15 protein-coding genes, 1 tRNA gene and 1 rRNA gene are annotated in these 25,698 nt (G+C 69.8%); 13 read left to right on the forward strand and 4 right to left on the reverse strand.

The features are described 5' to 3' along the window. The 3 genes from rrf to ACFYWS_RS13265 all read left to right on the forward strand — a co-directional run. A 5S ribosomal RNA gene (rrf, locus tag ACFYWS_RS13255) occupies positions 1-82 on the forward strand; the annotation flags it as partial. Between the two features lie 118 nt (positions 83-200). Next, complete coding sequence (locus ACFYWS_RS13260; RefSeq protein ID WP_389275638.1) at positions 201-866, forward strand: DegT/DnrJ/EryC1/StrS family aminotransferase; 666 nt, start codon at positions 201-203, stop codon at positions 864-866. Positions 867-951: 85 nt separating this feature from the next. Further along, a tRNA-Thr gene (locus ACFYWS_RS13265) sits at positions 952-1,024 on the forward strand. Positions 1,025-1,087: 63 nt separating this feature from the next. On the opposite strand, the gene ACFYWS_RS13270 is transcribed toward ACFYWS_RS13265, so the two are convergent. Next, positions 1,088-3,709, reverse strand: coding sequence for a SpoIIE family protein phosphatase (locus ACFYWS_RS13270; RefSeq protein ID WP_389274164.1), 2,622 nt, complete (start codon positions 3,707-3,709; stop codon positions 1,088-1,090). A 378-nt stretch (positions 3,710-4,087) separates the two neighbouring features. On the opposite strand from ACFYWS_RS13270, the gene ACFYWS_RS13275 reads away from it, so the two are divergent. From ACFYWS_RS13275 to ACFYWS_RS13320, 10 genes are all read left to right on the forward strand, one after another. Then, on the forward strand, positions 4,088-9,634 hold the full coding sequence (locus tag ACFYWS_RS13275) for a HAMP domain-containing protein (RefSeq protein ID WP_389274167.1): 5,547 nt from the start codon (positions 4,088-4,090) through the stop codon (positions 9,632-9,634). A gap of 274 nt (positions 9,635-9,908) precedes the next feature. Beyond that, complete coding sequence (locus ACFYWS_RS13280; RefSeq protein WP_326014117.1) at positions 9,909-10,589, forward strand: response regulator; 681 nt, start codon at positions 9,909-9,911, stop codon at positions 10,587-10,589. Positions 10,590-10,725: 136 nt separating this feature from the next. Continuing rightward, entirely contained in the window at positions 10,726-13,500 is a 2,775-nt protein-coding gene (locus ACFYWS_RS13285) for a DNA translocase FtsK (RefSeq protein WP_389274170.1), read from the forward strand. A gap of 217 nt (positions 13,501-13,717) precedes the next feature. Next, entirely contained in the window at positions 13,718-14,572 is an 855-nt protein-coding gene (locus tag ACFYWS_RS13290) for a helix-turn-helix domain-containing protein (protein ID WP_389274173.1), read from the forward strand. Between the two features lie 66 nt (positions 14,573-14,638). Next, a complete protein-coding gene (gene rimO / locus ACFYWS_RS13295; protein WP_389274176.1) occupies positions 14,639-16,111 on the forward strand; it encodes a 30S ribosomal protein S12 methylthiotransferase RimO in 1,473 nt (490 codons plus the stop codon). Continuing rightward, a complete protein-coding gene (gene pgsA / locus ACFYWS_RS13300; protein WP_389274179.1) occupies positions 16,108-16,788 on the forward strand; it encodes a CDP-diacylglycerol--glycerol-3-phosphate 3-phosphatidyltransferase in 681 nt (226 codons plus the stop codon). Before rimO ends, pgsA begins: the two co-directional genes overlap by 4 nt. Beyond that, complete coding sequence (locus ACFYWS_RS13305; protein ID WP_389274182.1) at positions 16,785-17,354, forward strand: CinA family protein; 570 nt, start codon at positions 16,785-16,787, stop codon at positions 17,352-17,354. The genes pgsA and ACFYWS_RS13305 overlap by 4 nt, the downstream gene beginning before the upstream one ends. Before the next feature lie 109 nt (positions 17,355-17,463). Further along, positions 17,464-17,844, forward strand: a complete 381-nt coding sequence (locus tag ACFYWS_RS13310) for a helix-turn-helix domain-containing protein (RefSeq protein ID WP_389274185.1) — start codon at positions 17,464-17,466, stop codon at positions 17,842-17,844. Positions 17,845-18,095: 251 nt separating this feature from the next. Further along, complete coding sequence (locus ACFYWS_RS13315) at positions 18,096-18,569, forward strand: Dps family protein (RefSeq protein WP_389274188.1); 474 nt, start codon at positions 18,096-18,098, stop codon at positions 18,567-18,569. 183 nt (positions 18,570-18,752) lie between these two features. Further along, positions 18,753-19,067 carry a hypothetical protein gene (locus ACFYWS_RS13320; protein WP_389275641.1) on the forward strand — a complete coding sequence of 105 codons (315 nt, stop codon included), beginning with the start codon at positions 18,753-18,755 and terminating at the stop codon, positions 19,065-19,067. On the opposite strand, the gene ACFYWS_RS13325 is transcribed toward ACFYWS_RS13320, so the two are convergent. From ACFYWS_RS13325 to ACFYWS_RS13335, 3 genes are all read right to left on the reverse strand, one after another. Next, positions 19,015-19,791 carry an SDR family NAD(P)-dependent oxidoreductase gene (locus tag ACFYWS_RS13325; RefSeq protein WP_389274191.1) on the reverse strand — a complete coding sequence of 259 codons (777 nt, stop codon included), beginning with the start codon at positions 19,789-19,791 and terminating at the stop codon, positions 19,015-19,017. The genes ACFYWS_RS13320 and ACFYWS_RS13325 overlap by 53 nt on opposite strands. A 114-nt stretch (positions 19,792-19,905) precedes the next feature. Beyond that, positions 19,906-20,712, reverse strand: a complete 807-nt coding sequence (locus ACFYWS_RS13330) for an Fpg/Nei family DNA glycosylase (protein WP_389274194.1) — start codon at positions 20,710-20,712, stop codon at positions 19,906-19,908. A gap of 109 nt (positions 20,713-20,821) precedes the next feature. Then, complete coding sequence (locus ACFYWS_RS13335) at positions 20,822-25,669, reverse strand: ATP-dependent helicase (protein ID WP_389274197.1); 4,848 nt, start codon at positions 25,667-25,669, stop codon at positions 20,822-20,824. Positions 25,670-25,698: the final 29 nt, after the last annotated feature.

The following is a 25,698-nucleotide window of genomic DNA, read 5'->3' on the forward strand; positions in this document are numbered from 1 at the left end:
CATTCCGAACCCGGAAGCTAAGCCTCATAGCGCCGATGGTACTGCAGGGGGGACCCTGTGGGAGAGTAGGACGCCGCCGAACTAATTTTATAGAAGAGCTGGTCCCTGAACCTTTTGGTTCAGGGACCAGCTCTTTTTTGTTGCGCTTCACTTGTCGTTCACGTCGCCTGGGCACGATCCCAGACATGGGCACAGTCGAAATGCTGCGAGCCGCAGGTGTCGGTACCGGGGACGAGGTCATCGTGCCGGCCTTCGGGAACGCCGAGGTGGCCGAGGACGTCGTGCGAGCGGGGGCCGTGCCGGTCTTCGCCGATATTCACCCGGAGACGTACTGCATCGATCCCTCCCACGTAGCCGCCGGCGTGAGCGCACGCACCGCGGCGGTCGTCGCCGTGCACCGCTTCGGACATCGGGCTGATCTCGCCCGGCTGAGGGAGCTGGGACAGCGCCACGGGCTGCTCGTGCTGGAGGAGCCGGGCGAGTCCGAGAAGTCGTACGACGAGGTGGCCCAACGCCGTGTGCACGCCGCCTATTTGAGCGCGCGACTCACTGGCGTACGGACTCCCGTCGGGGAGGAAGGACACACGTATCAGCAATACGTGGTGCGGGTGCCGGGTAATGGGCGGCCGGATCGGGACGCATTCGCCCGAGTGTTGCGGGGGAAGGGCGTCGAGTGCCGGGTGCCGGTGAAGACGCCGGTGCACCGGCTGCCGGGTTTCCGGTTCGACATAGCGCTACCCGAAACCGAGCTGGCCGCCGACGAGACGCTTGCCCTGCCTGTCGAAGCCACCATGTCGCGGCGGCAGTTGCAGCGGGTCGTGCATGCCTGCAACGCGTTGGGCGGATTGCTGCAGCCGGCCTTCTAGAGCCGCACTGGTCCGTGGTTCGGAGGGGTCTCAACATCAGGTAAGCTTTATGTCGTTGCCAAGCGGGAAACCGCGAAAGCGACAGGCCCCTATAGCTCAGTCGGTAGAGCGTCTCCATGGTAAGGAGAAGGTCAGCGGTTCGATTCCGCTTGGGGGCTCGTTGAATTAAGGCCTCCGCCCATCGGGCGGAGGCCTTTTTTGTTGCCCCCGCCCCGGCGGCCTCAGTCGTGATGCAGGCCCGGAACGCGCATCGCGAGGATCGCCATGTCGTCCGACGGGGCGTCCGCGGCGAAGCGCTCCACCGCGCGCATGATGCGGGCGGCAACAGCCCCTGCCGTGAGGCCCGTACAGGTGGAGAGGACATCCGCGAGGCCGTCGTCGCCGAGCATGCGGCTGCCCTCACGGCGCTCGGTGATGCCGTCCGTGACGCAGAGCAGGACATCGCCCGGGTCGAGCGTCAGCGTCTGCTCGTACAGCTCCAGGTCGTCCATGACGCCGAGCAGCGGCTGGGGCTCCGCGTACGGCGCGACGGAGCCGTCCTGGCGCAGGCGCAGCGGGAGCGGGTGGCCGGCGCAGACCATCTTCAGGATCGCCGAGCCGTCCTCCTGCGGCCACAACTCCCCGTAGAGCAGGGTCAGGAAGCGGCTGCGGGCGCCCTCGTCGAGGATCGCCGCGTTCAGGCGCTCCAGGACCGCAGGGCCGCCGAAGCCCTCGCGGGCGAGCAGGCGCAGGGCGTGGCGGGCCAGGCCGGTGACGGCCGCCGCCTCCGGGCCCGTGCCGCAGACGTCGCCAATGGCGAAGCCGTACGCGCCGTCCCTGATGGGGAACAGGTCGTAGAAGTCGCCGCCCACCTCGTTGCCTTCACCGGCCGCGCGGTAGATGACCTCCACCTCGACGCCGGGGACGTCGGGGAGCTCCGGGGGCAGGAGGCTGCGCTGGAGGGACTGGCTGATCGCCATGCGCTCCGAGTAGAGGCGCGCGTTGTCGAGGGCCAGGGCGGCCCTTCGGCTCAAGTCCTCGGCCAGCTCCAGGATTTCCTGACGGAAGTGTTCGTCCGTCGGCTTGCCGAGGGTCAGCATGCCGATGACGCGGTTACGGGCCACCAGGGGGAGTACGACGGTCTCGCCGCCGACCGCGGCGGCCGTCTGGAGCGTCGTGCCGATGCCGGAGCTGACACTGGCCGGTTCGCCAAGGCCCAGGCTTCTCATGGACGTACGAAGAGCTGCCTGATGGGCGGCTTCCGCGGGAGCCGCCCAGACGCGGGCGCCGGGAGTCGGGACCGGGTCCGGTGGGGCGATCTTCGAAAGGAGCGCCTTCAGGCCGTCGATACGCTCCTCGTCCTCGTGCAGCACAAAGGAGAGGTACGGCTCCGAGGCCTGGTCGGCGATCGTGTAGACCGCGCACCACGTGGCGAGGGTCGGGACCGTCATCTGGGCCATGAGCGCCAGGGTTTGGTCCCTGTCGAGCGTGCCCGCCAGAAGGTCGGAGGCCTCGACGAGGAAGCTCAGCGAGCCGCGGCGGAGCTTTTCGAGTTCGCCGAGGCGGGCCGACTCGACGGCCAGCGCGATGCGGTCGGCGGCGAACTGCAGACGTAGCGCCTCTTCGTTCGAGTAGCGGTCCGGGGACTCCGCCGCGACTCCCAGGGAGCCCGTGAGGCGGCCCTCGACCTTGAGGGGGACCGTGACGACCGAGCGCATGCCCGTGCCGTTCAAGAGCGGGACCGCGCCCGGGACTTGGGTCAGGTCCTCGTGCACGGCGGGCATCCGGGCCGAACCGTAGCGGCCGGGGCCGACTTCGACGGGTACGCGCGCGAAGCGCTGCCGTGCGGAAGGCAGGCCGGTCGACGCGCGGACCTCCAGCTCCGTCTCGTCGTCCGTGGCGAGCAACAGGAACGCCGAGTCGCCGTCGAGCATGTCGCGAGCGCGCTCGACGGTGCGCTGGAGCAGCCCGTCGAGGTCGTCGGGGGCCGGCGAGCCGATGAAGACCTCGAACGGGTCGGAGCCCTGGCTGTCGGAGTGCGTCGCGGGGTCGGGCGAGGGGAGGCGCAGCGGGGTCTGGAGGATGGCGCGCTCGTGATCGCGTACCAGGAGGCACACGGTCGACGGGTCGCCGTCGGTGTCGCGGACACGCAGGTGCGAGGCGTACACGGGCGTCACGCGGCCGTTGGCGCCGCGGATGCCGTAACTGCCCTCCCAGCGCGAGAGTTGCAGCGCGTCGACGATGCCCGTGCTGGTGCCGGGCGTGTGCGGCCATGCCGCGAAGTCCGTGAGGGGCTTGCCGGTGACCTGCTCGGCCGCGTATCCGAAGAGTTCCTCCGCGTCCTCGTTCCACGCGGTGATCGCGCCGACCCGGTCGATCTGGACGACGGCCACGCGGACCCTCTCGTCCGCGAGCGGGAGGAGGTCGATGGGGAGGCTGGGGCCCGCGGCGCGGGTGCCCACCGAGCGTTCCGGCAGGTCGAGTTGGAACCAGACCCGCTTGTGGGTGGCCGAATAGTCGACGCCCCAGCGGCCGGCGAGCGCGGCGCAGAGCTGGAGGCCGCGGCCTCCCTCGCGGTCCGGGCTGCCCATGCTCATGGCGGACGCCTGCAGCGGAATCTCGCGCTCCGGGTAGCGGTCGGAGACCTCGATCCGGACGTGATCCTCACTTCGCAGGCACAGAACCTCCGCGGATGTGCCCGCGTGAACCACGGCATTTGTCACGAGTTCGCTGGTCAGGACGACAGCGTCATCGATGATGTCGGCATGGCCCCACCCTTGGAGGGTGTCGCGCACGAAGGAGCGGGCGGTCGCGACGGATCGCCCGACCGGTTCGAAAGTGGCAGCCGCGCGCGCGGTGATCACAGAACTCCCTGTACGAGTTGTACTCGTTGTCCGAGTGTCGAGGCCCAGGTCTCCCGTACCCATGTCTCGGCCGCCCCTCCGATGCCCGCTCGTTTTCCGCCACCGCCCAGGCCGGGCAGACCGGGGTGGGTGGACAGCCGCATGCAAGGTTACTTACCTTCGCCGTCCATGCGGATGCCGGTCGTCTGTGTTTCCGCCCGGAGGGTGTGCGGACGGTGTGCGAAGCTGCCGAACTGTTATGGCCTGGTTCAGCCATGGTGAAACACTGGGCAAGCTTCCATGGAAGAACGCATTGAAGTGCCGATGCGGCGGTAGAAGCGAATCCGAGAAACCCGAGCTACCCGAGCAGTACAGGTCGACCCCTGCGGGAGGGACAAAGTGGAGTCTGGCGCAGCGACGCGGAGCAAGAAGACGCGCGCAGAAGACGGACAGTCCCTGGCAAAACAGCGCAAATCGCGCGGTGGCAGTGGAACGACGACGGTGGATACCGCGGCGCTGAACAGGCTGCTCGCAGGTCTTGTCGCGATGAGAGACGGCAATTTCCGCAAGCGCCTGACCGTCAGTGGCGACGGGGTCATGTCGGAGATCGCGGCCGTCTTCAACGAGGTGGCCGACCGAAATCTGCACCTGACGGGTGAGATGTCCCGGGTGCGCCGCACGGTCGGGCGCGAGGGCAAGCTCACCGAGCGGCTCGAGACGGGCGCCTGTGAGGGCTCCTGGGCCGCCGCGATCAACGCGTCCAACGCGCTCGTGGACGACCTCGTACGGCCCGTCTCAGAGGTCGGCAGGGTGCTCTCGGCGGTCGCGGAGGGCGACCTGTCGCCTCGTATGGAGCTGCGGGCCCAGGTGCCGGAAGGGAAGCCGGAGGGGAACGGACATCCGCTGCGCGGCGAATTCCTGAAGGTCGGCCGGACCGTCAACAATCTGGTCGATCAGCTCTCCACGTTCACCGATGAGGTCACGCGCGTGGCCAGCGAGGTGGGTACCGAGGGCAAGCTCGGCGGGCAGGCGCGCGTACGTGGAATGTCCGGTTCGTGGAAAGATCTCACGGATTCCGTCAACACGATGGCGTACCGACTGACCGCGCAGGTACGTGACATTGCTCTCGTCACCACTGCCGTGGCCAAGGGTGACTTGTCCCGGAAGGTCACGGTTCACGTCGCGGGCGAGATGCTCGAGCTGAAGAACACCGTGAACACGATGGTGGACCAGCTGTCGTCGTTCTCCTCCGAGGTCACACGTGTGGCCCGCGAAGTGGGTACGGAGGGTGAGCTCGGCGGTCAGGCGCAGGTGCCCGGTGTGGCCGGAGTGTGGAAGGACCTCACCGATTCGGTGAACCTCATGGCCGGCAACCTGACCGCTCAAGTGCGTGGAATCGCTCAGGTCACCACGGCCGTGGCCAACGGTGATCTGTCGCAGAAGGTCACGGTGTCGGCGCGCGGCGAGGTCGCCCAGCTGGCCGAGACCATCAACCAGATGACGGAGACCCTGCGTACTTTCGCGGACGAGGTCACGCGGGTGGCGAACGAGGTCGGTGCCGAGGGTCAGCTCGGCGGCCAGGCCAATGTGCCGGGAGCCGCCGGCACGTGGAAGGACCTCACCGATTCGGTGAACACGGTTTTCCGGAACCTCACAACTCAGGTGCGGGACATCGCGACCGTCACAACGGCGGTGGCAAACGGTGATCTGTCGCAGAAGGTCACCGTCGACGTCGCGGGCGAGATGCTCGAGCTGAAGAACACCGTGAACACGATGGTGGACCAGCTGTCCGCCTTCGGTTCCGAAGTGACGCGTGTGGCCCGGGAGATCGGTGTCGAGGGTGAGCTCGGCGGTCAGGCCCTCGTGCCGGGCGCGGCCGGTACGTGGAAGGACCTGACCGACTCCGTCAACACCGCGTTCCGGAACCTCACCGGACAGGTGCGCAACATCGCCCAGGTCACGACGGCGGTGGCGAACGGTGATCTGTCGCAGAAGGTCACCGTCGACGTCTCCGGCGAGATGCTCCAGCTGAAGAACACCGTGAACACGATGGTGGACCAGCTGTCGAGCTTCGCCGACCAGGTGACGCGGATGGCGCGTGACGTGGGCACGGAGGGCCGCCTGGGCGGTCAGGCCCGCGTGGACGGCGTGAGCGGCACGTGGAAGGAACTGACCGACTCCGTCAACTTCATGGCCGGAAACCTGACTTCACAGGTACGGCAGATCGCTCAGGTCACGACCGCGGTGGCGCGTGGTGACCTGTCGCAGAAGATCGACGTGGATGCCCGCGGCGAGATCCTGGAGCTGAAGAACACCATCAACACGATGGTCGACCAGCTCTCCGCCTTCGCGGACCAGGTGACCCGGGTGGCCCGTGAGGTGGGCACGGAGGGGCGTCTGGGCGGCCAGGCGCAGGTGCCCGGCGTCGCCGGTGTGTGGCGCGATCTGACGGATTCCGTGAACGGAATGGCCGGCAACCTCACGGCCCAGGTGCGCAACATCGCCCAGGTGGCCACGGCGGTGGCGCGTGGTGACCTGTCGCAGAAGATCGACGTGGATGCCCGCGGCGAGATCCTGGAGCTGAAGAACACCCTCAACACGATGGTGGACCAGCTGTCGGCCTTCGCCGAGCAGGTGACGCGGGTGGCCCGTGAGGTGGGTACGGACGGCATCCTCGGCGGACAGGCCGAGGTGCAGGGTGTGTCGGGTACGTGGAAGGACCTGACGCAGTCCGTGAACGGCATGGCCAACAACCTGACGCTTCAGGTGCGCAACATCGCCGAGGTCACGACGGCCGTGGCGCGTGGCGACCTCTCCAAGAAGATCACCGTCGACGCCAAGGGCGAGATCCTCGAACTCGTCACCACGGTGAACACGATGGTGGACCAGCTGTCGGCGTTCGCGGAGCAGGTGACCCGGGTGGCCCGTGAGGTGGGCACCGAGGGTCAGCTGGGCGGTCAGGCGCGGGTGCCGGGCATCACCGGCATCTGGAAGGACCTGAGCGACAACGTCAACCTGATGGCCAACAACCTGACCATGCAGGTGCGCAACATCTCCCAGGTCGCCAACGCGGTGGCCAATGGTGACCTGACCCGTCAGGTCACCATCGAGGCGCGCGGCGAGGTCGCGCAGCTCGCCGACACGTTCAACACGATGGTGCGGACCCTGAGTTCGTTCGCCGACCAGGTCACCAAGGTGGCCCGCGAGGTGGGCACGGACGGCATCCTCGGCGGCCAGGCCCGCGTACCCGGAGTCTCCGGTACGTGGAAGGACCTGACCGAATCCGTGAACGGAATGGCCTCGAACCTGACCGGACAGGTGCGCAACATCGCGATGGTCACGACCGCCATCGCCAAGGGCGACCTGACCAAGAAGATCGACATCGACGCGCGCGGCGAGATCCTCGAGCTGAAGACCACCATCAACACGATGGTCGACCAGCTGTCGTCGTTCGCGGAGCAGGTGACGCGGGTGGCCCGTGAGGTGGGCACCGAGGGCCAGCTGGGCGGCCAGGCGCGGGTGCGCGACGTGGACGGCACGTGGCGCGACCTGACCGAGTCGGTGAACGAGATGGCCGGGAACCTGACCCGTCAGGTGCGCGCCATCGCGGCCGTCGCCACCGCGGTGACCCGAGGCGACCTCAACCTCAAGATCGACGTCGATGCCGCGGGTGAGATCCAGGTCCTCCAGGACAACATCAACAAGATGATCTCGAACCTGCGCGACACCACGATCGCCAACGAGGAGCAGGACTGGCTCAAGGGCAACCTGGCCCGCATCTCGGGTCTGATGCAGGGCCGCCGCGACCTCGACGACGTGGCGGGGCTCATCATGAGCGAGCTGACGCCGGTGGTGTCGGCGCAGCACGGCGCGTTCTTCCTGGCGCTGCCGCTGGACGAGGCCGACGCGGCGACCGCGCACGAGGACGCGTACGAGCTGCGCATGTGCGGGAGCTACGGCTACTCCATGGGTTCCATGCCGACGGCCTTCCGGCCCGGCGAGACGCTCATCGGGACGGCCGCGCAGGAGCGGCGCACGATCCTTGTGGACAACGCGCCCAGCGGCTACCTGAAGATCGCCTCCGGGCTCGGTGAGGCGCCTCCGGCACAGGTCATCGTGATCCCCGTGCTGTTCGAGGACACGGTGCTCGGCGTGATCGAGCTGGCGTCGTTCACGCCGTTCACACAGATCCAGAAGGACTTCCTCGGGCAGATCGCGGAGATGATCGCGACGAGCGTCAACACGATTTCCGTCAATACGAAGACGGAGGTCCTGCTGAGGCAGTCGCAGGAGCTGACCGAGCAACTCCGTGAGCGCTCCGCCGAGTTGGAGAACCGGCAGAAGGCCCTCCAGGCGTCCAACGCCGAACTGGAGGAGAAGGCCGAACTGCTCGCCCAGCAGAACCGCGACATCGAGGTGAAGAACACCGAGATCGAGGACGCGAGGCAGGTCCTGGAGGAGCGTGCCGAGCAGCTCGCCGTCTCGATGCGCTACAAGAGCGAGTTCCTCGCCAACATGTCGCACGAGCTGCGCACACCGCTCAACTCGCTGCTCATCCTTGCCAAGTTGCTGGCCGACAACGCCGACGCGAACCTCACTCCGAAGCAGGTCGAGTTCGCCGAGACGATCCACGGAGCGGGCTCCGACCTGCTCCAGCTGATCAACGACATCCTGGACCTGTCGAAGGTCGAGGCGGGCAAGATGGACGTCTCACCGACGCGCATCGCCCTGGTGCAACTTGTCGACTACGTAGAGGCCACGTTCCGGCCGCTGACGGCGGAGAAGCAACTCGACTTCTCCGTAAGGGTGTCGCCGGAACTGCCCACTACGTTGCACACCGACGAACAGCGTCTCCTTCAGGTGCTGCGCAACCTGCTCTCCAACGCGGTGAAGTTCACCGACTCCGGTGCCGTCGAGCTCGTCATCAGGCCGGCCGGCGCCGACGTACCGAACGCGATCCGGGAACAGCTCCTGGAAGCGGGCTCGATGACCGAGGCCGACGGCGATGTGATCGCCTTCTCGGTGACCGACACCGGCATCGGCATCGCGGCCAGCAAGATGCGCGTCATCTTCGAGGCGTTCAAGCAGGCCGACGGCACGACGAGCCGCAAGTACGGCGGCACGGGCCTCGGACTGTCCATCAGCCGGGAGATCGCCCGCCTCCTGGGCGGTGAGATTTACGCGCAGAGCGAGTCCGGACGCGGCTCGACCTTCACGCTGTACCTGCCGATGCACCCGAGCGAACTGCCGCCCCAGGGCTACGCGCAGATCGCGCCGACCATCGAACCGGGGGAGCGGCTCGCCCTCAACGCGGCGCCCGACCCCGAGCCCGAGCCCGCCGAGGTGGAGACCCCGGCCGAGGTGAGGTCCTACCAGGACACCCAGAACGGGCCCGCGGCGCTGTTCCGGCGCCGTCGCAGGTCGACCCCGACGCCGCCCGAGCGGACGGCGCTGCAGGGCCAGCCGCTGCCCGCTCAGGAGCGTGCGGAGGAACACTGGGACGGCGGCATGGCGGGTGCGTCGGGCGCGGCCGAGAAGAGCGCGCCCACCCCCCGGCACGGGCTGTTGTTCGTCGGCGAGAAGGTACTCATCGTCGACGACGACATCCGCAACGTGTTCGCGCTCACCAGCGTCCTGGAGCAGCAGGGTCTGTCGGTCCTGTACGCGGAGAACGGGCGTGAGGGCATCGAAGTCCTCGAACAGCACGACGATGTGACAGTTGTGCTGATGGACATCATGATGCCGGAGATGGACGGCTACGCGACGACGACGGCGATCCGTAGGATGCCGCAGTTCGCCGGGCTGCCGATCATCGCGCTCACCGCGAAGGCGATGAAGGGCGACCGGGAGAAGGCCATCGAGTCGGGTGCTTCCGACTACGTGACGAAGCCGGTCGACCCGGACCATCTGCTCTCTGTGATGGATCGGTGGATGCATGGTGAGTGACAGGAAATCGGAATGTTCAAGATGAGTTGCTGACTGAGTGTGGTCGAAGTCGTGTAGAGGCGCGGGATTCGGGGAACCTTCTGGTCTCCCACCGCGTTTCTGCTACGTGCACGGTGACATCGCGGTGACAGGGTGTGGCGACAGGCGGGGTGCGGCTACCATGACCGGCACAAGGACGGGCGACGCAAGGGAGTCGTCCCTTGGGGCGGCGAAAGGAGCCTCCCCGAGTCCTGCGGACAGGGGCGGCCCCATGCCGGGGCGAGGAGGGCGGGCCATGGTGCAGAAGGCCAAGATCCTCCTGGTCGATGACCGGCCGGAGAATCTGCTGGCGCTGGAGGCCATCCTCTCCGCGCTCGATCAGACACTGGTACGGGCATCGTCCGGGGAGGAAGCGCTGAAGGCGCTGCTCACGGACGATTTCGCGGTCATTCTGCTGGACGTTCAGATGCCAGGAATGGACGGTTTCGAAACCGCTGCGCACATCAAGCGCCGCGAGCGGACACGAGACATCCCGATCATCTTCCTCACCGCGATCAACCACGGACCGCATCACACGTTCCGTGGCTACGCGGCAGGGGCGGTCGACTACATCTCCAAGCCGTTCGACCCCTGGGTGCTGCGCGCCAAGGTGTCGGTGTTCGTCGAGCTGTACATGAAGAACTGCCAGCTCCGGGAGCAGGCGGCGTTGCTGCGGCTCCAGCTGGAGGGCGGCGGCAAGGCCATCGGGGACACCAAGGAGCCGGCGGGGCTGCTCGCCGAGCTGTCGGCGCGGCTCGCCGCGGTCGAGGAGCAGGCCGAGGCGCTGTCGAAGCAGCTGGACGACGAGTCCGCGGACGCGGCGGCGGTGGCCACGGCGGCGCACCTGGAGCGCAAGCTCACGGGGCTGCGCAGGGCGCTTGACGCCCTGGAGCCCGGGACAGGCAGCGGAGCGCCCTCACTGCCCTCCCAGAACTGAGGCGGTCGCCCCGGAATCGGGGGCGCCGCTCGGGCTTTGAGGGCACGTCAGTTTTCGCCCCGTCAGTTCGCGACACGATCGGGTGAAGCAGTGGGCACACGTGTCCAAGGTCGGCTCCCCCGGTAACCTCACACCCATGGCCTCACGTCCCGCAGCCAAGAAGTCGCCCGCGAAGAAGACGGCGGCGCCGACCAAGGCTCCGGCGAAGAAGGCCGCTGCCAGAAAAGCCCCCGCGAAGCAGACCGCGGCCAAGAAGCCGGCGCCCAAGAGGGCACCCGCGAAGAAGGCCGTGGCGAAGAAGCCCGCTCCCAAGGCGGCACCCAATCCGACCGGGGGCCTGTACAAGCTCGTACGCGCCCTGTGGCTCGGTACGGCGCACAGTGTGGGGGCCATGTTCCGCGGCATAGGGCGTGGTGCGAAGGGGCTCGACCCGGCACACCGCAAGGACGGGCTCGCGCTGCTGCTGCTCGGGGTCGGGCTGATCTGCGCGGCCGGTACCTGGTCCAACCTGCAGGGCCCGGTCGGCGACCTCGTCGACATGCTGGTGACCGGCGCGTTCGGCCGCCTCGACCTGCTGGTGCCGATCCTGCTCGGGGTCATCGCCGTGCGCTTCATCCGGCACCCAGAGAAGCCCGAGGCGAACGGGCGGATCGTGATCGGCCTCTCCGCGCTCGTCATCGGCGTGCTCGGACAGGTCCACATCGCGTGCGGCTCACCCGCGCGCGGGGACGGCATGCGCGCCATAAGGGACGCGGGCGGTCTCATCGGCTGGGCCGCCGCGACGCCGCTGAGCTTCACGATGACCCAGGTGCTCGCGGTCCCGCTGCTCGTCCTGCTGACGGTGTTCGGGCTGCTCGTGGTGACCGCGACGCCCGTCAACGCCATTCCGCAGCGCCTGCACCAGCTCGGTGTGAAGCTCGGCATCGTGCACGAGGACGCGGCCTTCGCCGACGGAGCCCCCGACGAGTACGACGACGAATGGCGCGAGGCCACGCCCGTGCGTTCGCGCAAGCGCCCCGCGGCCCCGGAGTCGTACGACCCCGACCGTGCCGAGGAGGAGGCGTTCGCCAAGCGGCGCAAGCCCCGGCGGTCCGTGCAGCCCGCGATGGAGCGCCCGATGGACGCGGTCGACGTGGCCGCAGCGGCGGCCGCCGCGCTCGACGGGGCCGTGCTGCACGGCATGCCGCCGTCGCCGCTCGTCGCGGACCTCACGCAGGGCGTATCCGGCGAGGGAACCGGCGAGAACAGCGGTGAGGCGTCCACAGGGGACCGTTCGGCGGCCGTGCCGGGGGCCAGGGCCAAGAAGGCGCCCGCGGCCGCTCAGAAGGAGCCTGAGCCGACGCCCACGTCCCTCGCCGTGGCGGACCTCACCAAGTCCGCACCGGAGCCGAAGGGAGACCTGCCGCCGCGCGCCGAGCAGCTCCAGCTCGCCGGCGACATCACGTACGCGCTGCCCTCCCTCGACCTGCTCACGCGCGGTGGCCCGGGCAAATCGCGCAGCGCCGCCAACGACGTCGTCGTCGAGTCCCTGTCGACCGTCTTCACCGAGTTCAAGGTCGACGCGTCCGTCACGGGCTTCACGCGCGGCCCCACGGTCACGCGGTACGAGATCGAGCTCGGCCCGGCCGTGAAGGTCGAGAAGATCACGGCCCTGGCGAAGAACATCGCGTACGCCGTCGCGTCCCCGGACGTCCGGATCATCTCGCCGATCCCCGGCAAGTCCGCGGTCGGCATCGAGATCCCGAACACGGACCGCGAGATGGTCAACGTCGGCGACGTGCTGCGCCTCGCGGACGCGGCCGAGGACGACCACCCCATGCTCGTCGCGCTCGGCAAGGACGTCGAAGGCGGCTACGTGATGGCCAACATGGCGAAGATGCCGCACATCCTGGTCGCCGGCGCGACCGGTTCCGGTAAGTCGTCGTGCATCAACTGTCTGATCACCTCGATCATGATGCGGGCGACGCCCGAGGACGTCCGGATGGTCCTTGTCGACCCCAAGCGCGTGGAGCTGACCGCGTACGAGGGGATCCCGCACCTGATCACGCCGATCATCACCAACCCCAAGAAGGCCGCCGAGGCACTCCAGTGGGTCGTGCGGGAGATGGATCTGCGCTACGACGACCTCGCGGCCTTCGGCTACCGGCACATCGACGACTTCAATCGGGCGGTCAAGGACGGCAAGCTCACCACGCCCGAGGGCAGTGAGCGGGAACTGAAGGCGTACCCGTATCTGCTGGTGATCGTCGATGAGCTCGCCGACCTGATGATGGTCGCGCCGAGGGACGTCGAGGACTCCATCGTCCGGATCACGCAGCTCGCGCGCGCGGCCGGTATCCACCTGGTCCTCGCCACGCAGCGTCCGTCGGTCGACGTCGTCACCGGCCTCATCAAGGCGAACGTGCCCTCACGGCTCGCCTTCGCGACCTCCTCGCTCGCCGACAGCCGGGTGATCCTCGACCAGCCGGGTGCCGAGAAGCTCATCGGCAAGGGCGACGGCCTGTTCCTCCCCATGGGAGCGAACAAGCCGACCCGTATGCAGGGTGCCTTCGTCATAGAGGACGAGATCCACGCCATCGTGCAGCACTGCAAGGACCAGATGGCGCCCGTCTTCCGGGACGACGTCACGGTGGGCACCAAGCAGAAGAAGGAGATCGACGAGGACATCGGCGACGACCTGGACCTGCTGTGTTCGGCGGTCGAGCTGGTCGTCTCCACGCAGTTCGGCTCGACCTCCATGCTGCAGCGCAAGCTGCGCGTGGGCTTCGCCAAGGCCGGGCGGCTCATGGATTTGATGGAGTCGAGGAACATCGTCGGACCCAGTGAAGGTTCAAAGGCTCGGGACGTTCTTGTGAAAGCCGATGAACTGGAGGGAGTGCTCGCGGTGATCCGCGGGGAGGCTCAACCTTAAGGTGATCCCCTCGAACGACGTCACCCGTACGGGCATCGGAGCAACCGTTTCCTCATCGGCTACGTCAAGTTGAGGAGGAGGCAGCCGTGTACGTCGCCAGCGGGATGGCGGGCCATTCTGATGGCGTACAAAGTCCGACCGCCCGGTTGCCTCACCCATTCACACCCCCCCTACACTGAACCTCCAGCAGGTGGCTACACGCTCGAAAGGCGCCCCCGTGTCCATCGGCAACTCCCCTGAAGACGACCGCCCTTCGGAAGACCGAATCCCGCACGCGGAAGACGACCGGACATCGATCGGTCGTGCCCTCCAGCAGGCACGCGTCGACGCGGAGCTGACCGTCGAAGAGGTCAGTCAGTCGACCCGGGTGCGCATCCCGATCGTGCAAGCCATCGAGCAGGACGATTTCTCGCGCTGCGGTGGTGACGTGTACGCACGAGGCCACATCCGCACGCTCGCGCGTGCCGTGGGCCTCGACCCCGAGCCGCTCATCGAGCAGTACGGCGACGAGCACGACGGACGCCCCGCGCCGACGCCGGCCACGCCGCTGTTCGAGACCGAGCGGATCCGCTCGGAGCCGCGCAGGCCCAATTGGACGGCCGCCATGGTCGCGGCGATCGTCGCGGTCATCGCCTTCGTCGGCTACACCGCCTTCAGCGGCGGCGACAGTGACGGCAGCCAGCAGCAGGCCGCCGAGGGCTCCACCCCTGCGACCAGCAAGCCCACGACCGCGAAGCCCAGCCCCAGCGCCAAGAAGCCCACCGACCCGAAGCCGGATCCGACCGACAGCGCGATCGCCGCGGCCCCCGCGGACAAGGTCACCGTCAAGGTGAACGCGTCGGACGGGCGCAGCTGGATCTCCGCCAAGGACCACAACGGGCGGATCATGTACGACGGGCTGCTGCAGGACGGCCAGACGAAGACCTTCCAGGACAACCGGAAGATCGACCTCGTCCTCGGGGACGCGGGCGCGATCAAGCTGTATGTGAACGGCAAGCAGATCGAGGACGAGTTCAAGCCCGGGCAGGTCGAGCGGCTGTCGTACACGAAGGGTGACCCCGAGGTCGGCTGAGCCCGGCGGTCCGGCGGTAACCCCTCGCGGCTAGGGCTGTCAGTCGGACGAAGTAGTCTTGATTCCATGCCCGAACGCCGTACCGTCGCACTTGTCACCCTTGGCTGCGCCCGTAACGAGGTGGACTCGGAGGAGCTCGCAGGCCGCTTGGAGGCGGACGGCTGGGAGCTCGTCGAGGACGCCGACGCAGCCGATGTCGCCGTCGTGAATACCTGTGGCTTCGTGGAGGCCGCGAAGAAGGACTCCGTCGACGCCCTCCTTGAAGCCAATGACCTCAAGGGTCATGGCAGAACGCAGGCGGTGGTCGCGGTCGGCTGCATGGCCGAGCGCTACGGCAAGGACCTCGCCGAGGCGCTGCCCGAGGCCGACGGCGTGCTCGGTTTCGACGACTACGAAGACATCTCCGGCCGCCTCCAGACGATCCTGTCCGGGGGCAACGTGGAGGCGCACGCCCCGCGTGACCGCCGCAAGCTGCTGCCGATCAGCCCGGCCGAGCGCCAGGAGGCGGGCTCAGGGATCGCTCTGCCGGGGCACGCCCCGGTGGCGCCGCCTGTCGATCTGCCCGACGGCCTCGCGCCCGCGTCCGGCCCGCGTGCGCCGCTGCGGCGCCGACTGGACGGCACCCCTGTGGCGTCCGTGAAGCTGGCCTCCGGGTGCGACCGGCGGTGCTCGTTCTGCGCCATCCCGTCGTTCCGTGGTTCGTTCATCTCGCGCCGCCCCAGCGACGTACTGAACGAGACGCGCTGGCTCGCCGAGCAGGGCGTCAAGGAGATCATGCTGGTCTCCGAGAACAACACGTCGTACGGCAAGGACCTGGGCGACATCCGGCTCCTGGAGTCGCTGCTGCCCGAGCTGGCCGGGGTCGACGGGATCGAGCGGGTGCGGGTCAGCTACCTGCAGCCCGCCGAGATGCGGCCGGGCCTGATCGACGTACTGACGGGGACCGAGAAGGTCGTCCCGTACTTCGACCTCTCCTTCCAGCACTCGGCGCCCGGCGTGCTGCGCGCGATGCGGCGCTTCGGTGACACGGACAGGTTCCTGGAGCTGCTCGACACCATTCGGGCCAAGGCGCCGCAGGCGGGTGTCCGGTCGAACTTCATCGTGGGCTTCCCCGGCGAGACCGAGGCGGACTACGTGGAGCTGGAGCGCTTCCTGAACGGCGCGCGCCTGGACGCCATCGGTGTCTTCGGCTACTCCGACGAGGAGGGCACGGAAGCGGCGACGTACGAGAACAAGCTCGACGAGGACGTCGTCGCGCAGCGCCTCGCGCGCCTGTCCCGGCTCGCCGAGCAGCTGGTGTCGCAGCGCGCGGAGGAGCGCGTGGGTGAGACCGTGCAGGTGCTCGTCGAGTCCGTCGACGAGGAGGAAGGCGTCGTCGGACGCGGTGCCCACCAGGCACCCGAGACCGACGGGCAGGTGCGCCTCACGAGCGGCGCCGGTCTGACAATCGGCCGTATGGTCGAGGCGAAGGTGGTCGGCACCGAAGGTGTCGACCTCGTGGCCGAGCCGCTGGAGATCGCTGAGGAGGCGGACAGATGACCGGAGTCCCGGCGTCCGCTGCGGGCGGGACCGGCAGGCCGTCGCCCGGAAGCACGCTGGGTACCGCGGCCGTCCATCAGGCGAGCCTGTGGAACATCGCGAACATCCTGACCATGATCCGGCTCCTTCTGGTGCCGGGCTTCGTGGCGCTCATGCTGGCCGACGGCGGGTACGACCCGGCGTGGCGGGCCTGGGCGTGGGCGGCGTTCGCCGTTGCCATGATCACGGATGTTTTTGACGGGCATTTGGCGCGTTCATACAACCTGGTTACCGATTTCGGAAAGATCGCCGACCCCATCGCCGACAAAGCGATCATGGGCGCCGCGCTGATCTGTCTCTCGTCACTCGGTGATCTCCCGTGGTGGGTGACCGGCGTCATTCTCGGGCGCGAGCTCGGGATCACGCTGCTGCGTTTCATCGTCATTCGCTACGGGGTCATTCCGGCCAGTCGCGGCGGCAAGGTGAAAACGCTCGCGCAGGGCACGGCCGTGGGCATGTACATCCTGGCGCTGACCGGGCCGCTCGCGACGCTGCGCTGGTGGATGATGGCGGTCGCCGTCGCGCTCACCGTGCTGACCGGGCTCGACTATGTGCGGCAGGCCGTCGTGCTGCGCCGCGCGGGGCTCGCCGAGGCGAAGGCGGCCGCGCAGGCGTCCGCGGGGGCTGCCGAGAAGTGACGTACGAGGCATCCGAGGCGCTGCGCCTGTTGGCGGAGCGGGGGGAGACCCTCGCTGTCGCGGAGTCGCTCACCGGGGGACTGGTGGCCGCGGAGCTCGTGTCGGTGCCGGGTGCGTCCAAGGCCTTCCGCGGCTCCGTCACGGCGTACGCGACCGAGCTCAAGCACCAGCTGCTCGGCGTCGACGCGGACCTGCTGGCCGCGCACGGGCCCGTGCATCCCGAGGTCGCGCTGGCCATGGCGGCCGGGGTGCGGGAGGCGCTGGGCGCGGACTGGGGTGTCGCCACGACCGGCGTAGCGGGGCCGGAGCCGCAGGACGGGCAGCCGGTCGGGACCGTGTACGTGGCCGCGGCCGGGCCCGGATCTGATCATTCCGCAGGTGCGGCCGATTTCGCTGGTAGCCACAAAGTGGCCGCCCTGCGATTGAACGGCGGTCGGACGGAAATCCGTATGGAGAGTGTACGGAGCGTGCTCGGACTGCTCGTCGAAGAGCTGGTCGGAGCGGATTCCGGCGAACGTACGGAGAAAGCGCGGGCACAGGATACGGAACAGAACGGGGGGTTTTGATGTTTGCAGCCCTGAGTGAACACGACATCGCTCCCCGCACGGCCGCGGCACGAGGCGGTACGGTGGGGCGTGAAGGATGCGGCTACGCGGTCCGAGGAGGGAGCCACCGATGATTCTGCTCCGTCGCCTGCTGGGTGACGTGCTGCGTCGGCAGCGCCAGCGCCAGGCCCGTACTCTGCGCGAAGTCTCCTCGTCCGCCCGAGTTTCGCTCGGCTATCTCTCCGAGGTGGAGCGGGGGCAGAAGGAGGCTTCCTCCGAGCTGCTCTCCGCGATCTGCGACGCGCTTGACGTACGGATGTCCGAGCTGATGCGCGAGGTGAGCGATGAGCTCGCTCTCGCCGAGCTGGCTGAGTCGGCAGCAGCGGTCCCGTCGGAGCCGGTGCCCGCACCGGTTCGTCCGAGGCTCAATTCCGTCTCCGTGGCCGGCGTCCCGCCGGAACGGGTGACGATCAAGGCGCCTGCGGAGGCTGTGGACGTCGTAGCGGCGTAGCGCCTGCGCTCAGTGTCTGAGCCCAGTTTGAACGTGGGGAAGCCCCGGCCGAGAGGATCGGCCGGGGCTTTCTGCTGTGCGCTTTCGGGGTGAGTGTCTTCGGGGTGCGTGAGTTCGGTGTGTGTGAGGTTCGGTGTGTGTGAGGTTCGGGGTTGCCTGAGTTCGGTGTGCCTGAGCGAGGGCGGTCTCGATGTGTCCGTAATAGTCCATGTGTGCCATGGTTGATGGGGATTTCTATACGGAGGTGACGCATGGACGTCGTGAAGAGCCCGCTGCCCGATGCCGACCTGAAGATCGTGGGTGAGGCGCTGCAGGGTGCGCTCGTGGATCTGGTGGACCTGTCCCTCGTGGCGAAGCAGGTGCACTGGAACGTGGTCGGTCCGCGGTTCCGGTCGGTGCACCTTCAGCTCGACGAGGTCGTGGACACCGCGCGGCAGCACTCCGACACGGTGGCCGAGCGGGCCTCGACGCTGGGCGTCCCGCCGGACGGCCGTGCGAAGACCGTGGCGGACACCAGTGGCGTGGGAGTGGCCCCCGACGGCTGGGTGAAGGACACGGACGCGGTGGGGACGCTCGTGGACGCGCTCGGCGCGGTCATCGCGCGGATGCGCGCGCGGGTGGACTCGACCGGTGAAGCGGATCCTGTGAGCCAGGACATCTTCATCGGGATCACTGCCGACCTGGAGAAACATCACTGGATGTTCCAGGCGGAGAACCGGGGCTGAGAAGGCTGAGAGTCCCGGCACCTCGGTGTCGCGCGCGCCACGTGTGTCCCGAGTGTCCCGCGTGCCGCGTGTGCTCCTGGGCGTGGCGTCGGCGGCTCGGGGCAGATTGGGCGTGGTCGTGGTCCGTGGTCCCGGAGGTCGTCGGGCGGAGGTGAGCGGTCGGTGGCATGGGCTGGGTGGCGGATGCTCCGGTGGGCGCCGGCGGTCGTGTGCGGGGCGCTGTGGTGGTGGGGCGCCCTGCGGCTCGCCTTCGCGCCGGGCGCCGGGGTGTTCGAAGGCACGCTCGTCGTTGGAGGCTGGGGGCTGAGCCTGCTGCCGGTGCACGCACTGCCGAAGGCGCGGGCGGCCGGCGTGGCCGGGGCGCCCGGGCGGCACGGCGCGCGGCGCGTGCGGACACGGGCCGTGCGCGCCGGGCGCGAGGTCACCGGCGCGGTGTGGCGGCAGGTCACCAGGGCATGGCGACGCCCCCGTTCGGGCGGAGGATCTGGCCCGTCGTGAACGATGCGGCGTCCGAGGCGAGGTGCAGCACCGCGTGCGCGATGTCCTCCGCCTCGCCGACCCGGCCGAGCGGTGACATGCGCACCATCAGGGCCTCGGTGTGGGCCTGAGCGGTCTCGTCGTGGCGGTTCGTCATCGGCGTACGGATCCACCCCGGCGCCACCGCGTTGACGCGGATGCCGTGCGAGCCGATCTCCGTGGCGAGCGTCTTCGTGAGCTGGACGACGGCGGCCTTCGCCGCGCCGTAGCAGAGGAGCCCCGGGCCGCCGGTGTCGACCGCGCCGGAGGCCATGGTGACGATGCTGCCGCGGGTGCCGGCCGCGATCATGGTGCGGGCCGCTTCCTGGCACGCGTACAGAACGCCCTTGAAGTTGATGGCGAGGACGCGGTCCAGGTCCTCTTCGCGGGTCTCCAGGACCGTGCTGTTGTGCATCACTCCGGCGATGGCGGCCATGATGTCGAGGCCGCCCGAGGTGCGGGTCGCGCTCGCGACGGCTTCCGCGATCTGGGCGTGGTCGGACACGTCGACGGTATGCGTGTGGGCCGTCCCGCCGCTCTCCTTGATGAGGGCCGCCGTCTCGTGCAGGCCTTGTGCGTCGCGGTCCGCGCAGTGGACGGTGGCTCCCGCCTGCGCGAGGAGCGTCGCCGACGCGCGGCCGATGCCGCTCGCCGCGCCGGTGACGAATGCGGTGCGTCCGGTGAGGTCGTACGCAGTGAGGGGCATGGAGGGACCGTACGAGGTTGTCTGACGGGGCGTCAATTGCCGTGCGGTCGTTGTGTTTGGCGGCTTTGTCGGTGGGTTTTGCGGATGGCGCTCGGGGGTGGTGTGCGGGGGTGGCTACGACGTGGGGGCCGGGCCCTGTTGGCAGTGCGGGCACCAGTACGTCGGGCGTTCGCGGGAGCCGTCGCCCTGGTCGGCCGTGCGGATGGGGGTGCGGCAGCGCAGGCAGGGGCGGTGGGAGCGGCCGTAGACGTAGAGGCGTTCGTCGGGGCGGGGGCGGCCCGTGGTGACGCGTGCCGGGCGGTCGCGGTTGGCCTCGAGCAGCTTCTTGGCGAGGAGCGTGAGGCGGTCGGCGGTCTCGGCGGGCAGTTCGCCGACCGGGAGCCACGGGGTGACGCGCAGGAGGAAGCAGAGCTCGGACTTGTAGATGTTCCCGATGCCGGCGAGGTTGCGCTGGTCGAGGAGGGCCTCGCCGAGGGGGCGGGTCGGCTCGCCGAGGACGTTGCGCAGCGCGGTGTCCGGGTCCCAGTCCGGGCCGAGGAGGTCGGGGCCGAGGTGGCCGACGGCCTTGAACTCCTCGGTGGTGCGCAGCAGTTCCAGGACCGGCAGCCGGTAGCCGACCGCGGTGCGGGTCTCGGTGCCGAGGATCGCGCGGATCTGGTGGGCCGGACCGCCGCGCCAGCGCTCGCCCGGCGCGTAGACCTTCCACGAGCCGTCCATCCGCAGGTGCGAGTGGAGGGTGAGGCCGCCCTCGATCCGGGTCAGCAGATGCTTGCCGCGCGGGGTGACGTCCAGGACCGTGCGCCCGGTGAGATCTGCTGTGGCGTATCGGGGGACACGCAGGTCGGAGCGGGTGAGTACCTGGCCCGCGAGGGCGCTGTGCAGCCGCTTCGCCGCCTGCGCGACCGTGTCTCCTTCGGGCATGGCGTCCAGAGTAGGGCGGCGTCCAGGCGCGCGCTGCGAAGCGGGACGGCGGCAGCGGTCTTCAGGGGCGCGAGGTGCGGGCTTGGCTGCGGCGTGGGGGCGTGCTGCCTCACGCGCGCAGGCGCAGGCCGCGCGGTGTCGCGTGGAATCCGGCTCCTTCCAGGAGAGGGGCGTACGGGGAGGTGAGCGCGGATTCCGCGTTGACGCGCTCGACCGTGATGGTGCCGAGGGCGCCGGAGCGGGCCGCCTCGGTGAGCGCCTGCGCGGCGGCGGGCACGCGCGGGTCCTCAGCGACTTGGGCGGGGGTGAGGACGGGGCTCGCGGGGCGCGCTCCTCCGGTCGCGGTGCCGGTCGCTTCGGGGGCGGGCGTGGCGTGGGCCGGGGTGGCGCGGGCCAGGTCGGACGCGGACCAGGCCAGAAGGGTCTTGCCGCCGCGCTCCATGTACAGCGTCAGCTCGCCGTCGACCAGGACCACCAGGGAGCCCGCCTTGCGGCCCGGTTTGTGCCCGGGTTTCTGGCCCGGGCCGGTGGGGGGATCGGGCCAGGGCAGAGCGGCCCCGTACGCGTTGGCCGGATCGGCCGCCGCGAGGACGAGGGCGCGGGGCGCGGTGGTCCTGCCCTTGCCTGTGGGGGCGTCGACCGGGGCGTACGGATCCGGGGGCGCGGCCCGCTCCTGCGCGTTCGCCGCCGCGCGCAGGCGGTCCACGGCGCCGTCCATCGCGAACTGGGCCGCGCCGAGGCCCTCCACCACGTAGCCACGCCGTGCCTGACCGCTCTCCTCGAAGACGGACAGAATCCGGTACGTCGCCGAGAACCCGCCCTCGACGCCTTCGGCGGCCACCGCGCCCCGGGTGACCACCCCGTGGCGGTCGAGGAGCGTGCGGGCCAGGGTGTGGGCGCGCACGGTCGGGTCGGGTTCCAGGCCGGGCAGCAGCGACCAGCGGCCCGCGACCGTGGGCGGACCGGTGCGTGACGTGGGCCGGGCCCCCGCGGTGAGGCCTCCGTAGCGGCCGCGCGGCACGGCTCTGCGGGCCCGGTGCGCGGTGGAGCCCGCGGTGCGGCCGGAGCCGAGGACGGCGCGCATCGGGGCCAGCGTGTCGTTCGTGAGACGGCCCGACCAGGCCAGCTCCCAGAGGGCGTCGGCCAGCTGGGGATCGGTGACCTCGAAGGGGGCGCCTCTCTGACCCTCAAGACCTTGAGGGCTGGAGGCGGCGCGGACCTGGTCGGCGATCTGGCGGAAGAACAGGCCGTAGCCGCCGGAGAGCGCGTCCAGGACCGACTGGTGGAGCGGAGTGAGCTCCAAGGGGTGCGGGGGTGGGAGGAGGAGCGGGGCCGTGTCGGCGAGATAGAGGCTGACCCAGCCGTCCTTGCCGGGCAGCGAGCCCGCACCGGCCCACAGGACCTCTCCGGACGCCGTGAGCTCGTCGAGGAGCGCGGGCGCGTAGCCGGAGACGCGCGAGGGCAGGACGAGCTTCTCCAGGGCGGAGGCGGGCACCGAGGCGCCCTGGAGCTGTTCGACCGCCCGGACCAGGCCGTCGACGCCGCGCAGGCCGTGCCCGCCCACGTGCTGCCACTGGGGCAGGAACTGGGCGAGCGCCGCGGGCGGCACCGGCTCCAGCTCATGACGCAGCGCGGCCAGCGAGCGGCGGCGCAGCCTGCGCAGGACCGTGGCATCGCACCACTCCTGGCCGATGCCCGCCGGGTGGAACTCGCCCTGGACGACTCGGCCATCGGCGCCCATGCGCTGGAGCGCGCCCTCCGTGACCGCGGCGCCGAGGCCGAAGCGGGCAGCCGCCTGTGTGGAGGTGAACGGGCCGTGTGTGCGGGCATAGCGGGCCAGGAGGTCGCCGAGCGGGTCCTTGACCGGCTCCGTGAAGGCTTCGGGGACGCCGACCGGAAGCGCCGTGCCCAGGGCGTCGCGCAGGCGGCCCGCGTCCTCGATCGCCGCCCAGTGCTCGGTGCCCGAGATCCGTACCCGGATGGCGCGCCGGGCGACCGCCAGGCGCTCGGCCCAGCTGGGCTCGGCGCCCCGCTCGGCCAACTCCTCGTCCGTGAGCGGCCCGAGGATGCGCAGCAGGTCCGCGATGCCTTCCTCGTCCTTGACGCGACGGTCCTCCGTGCGCCACTGCAACTCCTGCTCCAGGTCGGCAAGAACGTCCGCGTCGAGCAGCTCGCGCAGCTCGGCCTGGCCGAGGAGTTCGGCGAGCAGGCGGGAGTCCAGGGACAGCGCGGCCGCGCGGCGCTCGGCCAGCGGGGAGTCGCCCTCGTACAGGAACTGCGCCACGTAACCGAACAGCAGCGAGCGGGCGAAGGGGGAGGCCTCCGGGGTGGTGACCTCGACGAGGCGGACCTTGCGGGACTCGATGTCGCCCATCAGCTCGGCGAGGCCCGGTACGTCGAAGACGTCCTGGAGGCACTCGCGGATCGCTTCAAGGACGATGGGAAAGGAGCCGAACTCAGATGCCACCTGGAGCAGTTGGGACGCGCGCTGGCGCTGCTGCCACAGTGGGGTGCGCTTGCCGGGGTTCCGGCGGGGCAGCAGCAGCGCGCGGGCGGCGCACTCTCGAAAGCGCGAGGCGAACAGGGCGGAGCCGCCCACCTGGTCGGTGACGATCTGGTCCACATCACCCTTGTCGAAGGCGACGTCGGCCGCTCCGATGGGGGCCTGCCCGTCGTCGTACTCCATGCCGGGCTTGGCGGGTTCCTGGTCGAGGAGGTCCAGGCCCATCAGGTCGGCGTCCGGGAGGCGCAGCACGATGCCGTCGTCGGCGTGCATCACCTGGGCGTCCATGCCGTACTTCTCGCTGAGCCGGGCGCCGAGGGCCAGCGCCCACGGAGCGTGCACCTGGGCGCCGAACGGGGAGTGGACGACGACCCGCCAGTCACCCAGCTCGTCCCGGAACCGCTCGACCACGATCGTGCGGTCGTCGGGGATGTGGCCGCAGGCCTCGCGCTGCTCGGCGAGATACGAGAGGACGTTGTTCGCGGCCCACTCGTCGAGTCCCGCCGACGTGAGGCGCACGCGCGCGTCGTCGGGCTTCTGGGAGCCGACCTCGCGCAGGAACGCGCCCAGCGCACGCCCCAGTTCGAGCGGGCGGCCCAGCTGGTCGCCCTTCCAGAACGGGAGCCGGCCGGGGACCCCGGGGGCGGGCGAGACGAGGACGCGGTCGCGGGTGATGTCCTCGATGCGCCAGGAGCTGGTACCGAGCGTGAACACGTCCCCGACCCGGGACTCGTAGACCATCTCCTCGTCGAGCTCTCCGACGCGGCCGCCGCCCTTCTTGGGGTCGGCTCCCGCGAGGAAGACTCCGAAGAGACCGCGGTCGGGGATCGTGCCTCCGGACGTGACGGCGAGGCGCTGCGCTCCGGGGCGGCCCGTGACGGTGCCGGCGACGCGGTCCCAGACGACGCGCGGTCGCAGCTCGGCGAAGGCGTCGGAGGGGTAGCGGCCCGCCAGCATGTCGAGCACGCCCGTGAACGCCGACTCGGGCAGCGAGGCGAACGGGGCGGCGCGGCGGACCAGCGCCAGCAGGTCGTCGGCCTGCCAGGTGTCCAAGGCCGTCATCGCGACCAACTGCTGGGCGAGCACATCCAGCGGGTTCGCCGGGAGGCGCAGGGATTCGATGGCGCCCGAACGCATGCGCTCGGTCACGACCGCCGACTGCACCAGGTCACCGCGGTACTTCGGGAACACGACCCCCGTGGAAACCGCGCCCACCTGGTGGCCCGCACGGCCCACGCGCTGTAGGCCCGACGCGACGGACGGGGGCGACTCCACCTGGACGACGAGGTCGACCGCGCCCATGTCGATGCCCAGCTCCAGGCTCGATGTGGCGACCACGGCGGGAAGCCGGCCCGCCTTCAGGTCCTCCTCGACCTGCGCACGCTGCTCCTTTGAGACCGAGCCGTGGTGGGCACGCGCGATGACGGGGGGAGCGCCCTTCGCGGCGCCCGATTCCGCCATCAACTCGGCCGGGGAGTGGTCCTCGGGAAGGGGCTCGCCGGTGGCGCGCTCGTAGGCGATCTCATTCAGGCGGTTGCACAACCGCTCGGCGAGGCGGCGGGAGTTGGCGAACACGATCGTCGAGCGATGGGCCTCGATCAGGTCCGTGATCCTCTCCTCCACGGAGGGCCAGATCGAGGGGCGCTCGGCTCCCTGGTCGGAATCGGCCACCGGGGAGCCGCCGAGCTCGCCGAGATCCTCCACGGGGACGACCACCGACAGGTCGAACTCCTTGCCGGACGGCGGCTGGACGACCTCCACCCGGCGCTGCGGCGAGAGATAGCGCGCCACCTCGTCGACCGGCCGGACCGTCGCGGACAGGCCGATGCGGCGGGCCGGGCGGGGCAGCAGCTCGTCGAGCCGCTCCAGGGAGAGGGCCAGGTGGGCGCCGCGCTTGGTGCCCGCCACCGCGTGCACCTCGTCGAGGATCACCGTGTCGATGCCCGCCAGCGCGTCGCGCGTGGCCGACGTCAGCATCAGGAACAGCGACTCCGGCGTCGTGATGAGGATGTCCGGCGGGCGTGTGGCGAGCGCGCGGCGCTCGGCGGGCGGGGTGTCGCCGGAGCGGACGCCGACCTTCACCTCGGGCTCGGGCAGGCCCAGGCGGACGGCTTCCTGGCGGATACCGGTGAGCGGGCTGCGCAGATTGCGCTCCACGTCCACCGCGAGGGCCTTCATCGGCGACACATACAGGACCCGGCAGCGCTTCTTCGGGTCGGCCGGCGGGGGTGTCGACGCGAGCTGGTCGAGCGCTGCGAGGAACGCGGCGAGCGTCTTGCCCGATCCGGTCGGCGCGACGACCAGCACGTCCGAACCCTCGCCGATCGCCTTCCACGCACCGGCCTGCGCGGCTGTGGGCGCGGAGAAGGCCCCCGTGAACCAACCGCGGGTCGCGGGGGAGAAGCCGCTGAGGGCTTGCGAGGCGCTGTGGGCCTCCTGCCTGGACCTGACCATGCCCCCATCCTGCACCCCGCCACTGACAA

Source organism: Streptomyces sp. NPDC002795, from assembly GCF_042888725.1.
Taxonomy (GTDB): Bacteria; Actinomycetota; Actinomycetes; order Streptomycetales; family Streptomycetaceae; genus Streptomyces.

Excerpts from the sequence above, each read along its gene's own strand:
- ACFYWS_RS13260 (WP_389275638.1), top strand. The coding sequence starts at position 201 with ATGCTGCGAGCCGCAGGTGTCGGTACCGGGGACGAGGTCATCGTGCCG.
- ACFYWS_RS13280 (WP_326014117.1), top strand. The coding sequence starts at position 9,909 with ATGGTGCAGAAGGCCAAGATCCTCCTGGTCGATGACCGGCCGGAGAAT.
- ACFYWS_RS13285 (WP_389274170.1), top strand. The coding sequence starts at position 10,726 with ATGGCCTCACGTCCCGCAGCCAAGAAGTCGCCCGCGAAGAAGACGGCG.
- rimO (WP_389274176.1), top strand. The coding sequence starts at position 14,639 with ATGCCCGAACGCCGTACCGTCGCACTTGTCACCCTTGGCTGCGCCCGT.
- pgsA (WP_389274179.1), top strand. The coding sequence starts at position 16,108 with ATGACCGGAGTCCCGGCGTCCGCTGCGGGCGGGACCGGCAGGCCGTCG.
- ACFYWS_RS13310 (WP_389274185.1), top strand. The coding sequence starts at position 17,464 with ATGATTCTGCTCCGTCGCCTGCTGGGTGACGTGCTGCGTCGGCAGCGC.
- ACFYWS_RS13315 (WP_389274188.1), top strand. The coding sequence starts at position 18,096 with ATGGACGTCGTGAAGAGCCCGCTGCCCGATGCCGACCTGAAGATCGTG.
- ACFYWS_RS13320 (WP_389275641.1), top strand. The coding sequence starts at position 18,753 with ATGCTCCGGTGGGCGCCGGCGGTCGTGTGCGGGGCGCTGTGGTGGTGG.
- ACFYWS_RS13325 (WP_389274191.1), bottom strand. The coding sequence starts at position 19,791 with ATGCCCCTCACTGCGTACGACCTCACCGGACGCACCGCATTCGTCACC.
- ACFYWS_RS13330 (WP_389274194.1), bottom strand. The coding sequence starts at position 20,712 with ATGCCCGAAGGAGACACGGTCGCGCAGGCGGCGAAGCGGCTGCACAGC.
- ACFYWS_RS13335 (WP_389274197.1), bottom strand. The coding sequence starts at position 25,669 with ATGGTCAGGTCCAGGCAGGAGGCCCACAGCGCCTCGCAAGCCCTCAGC.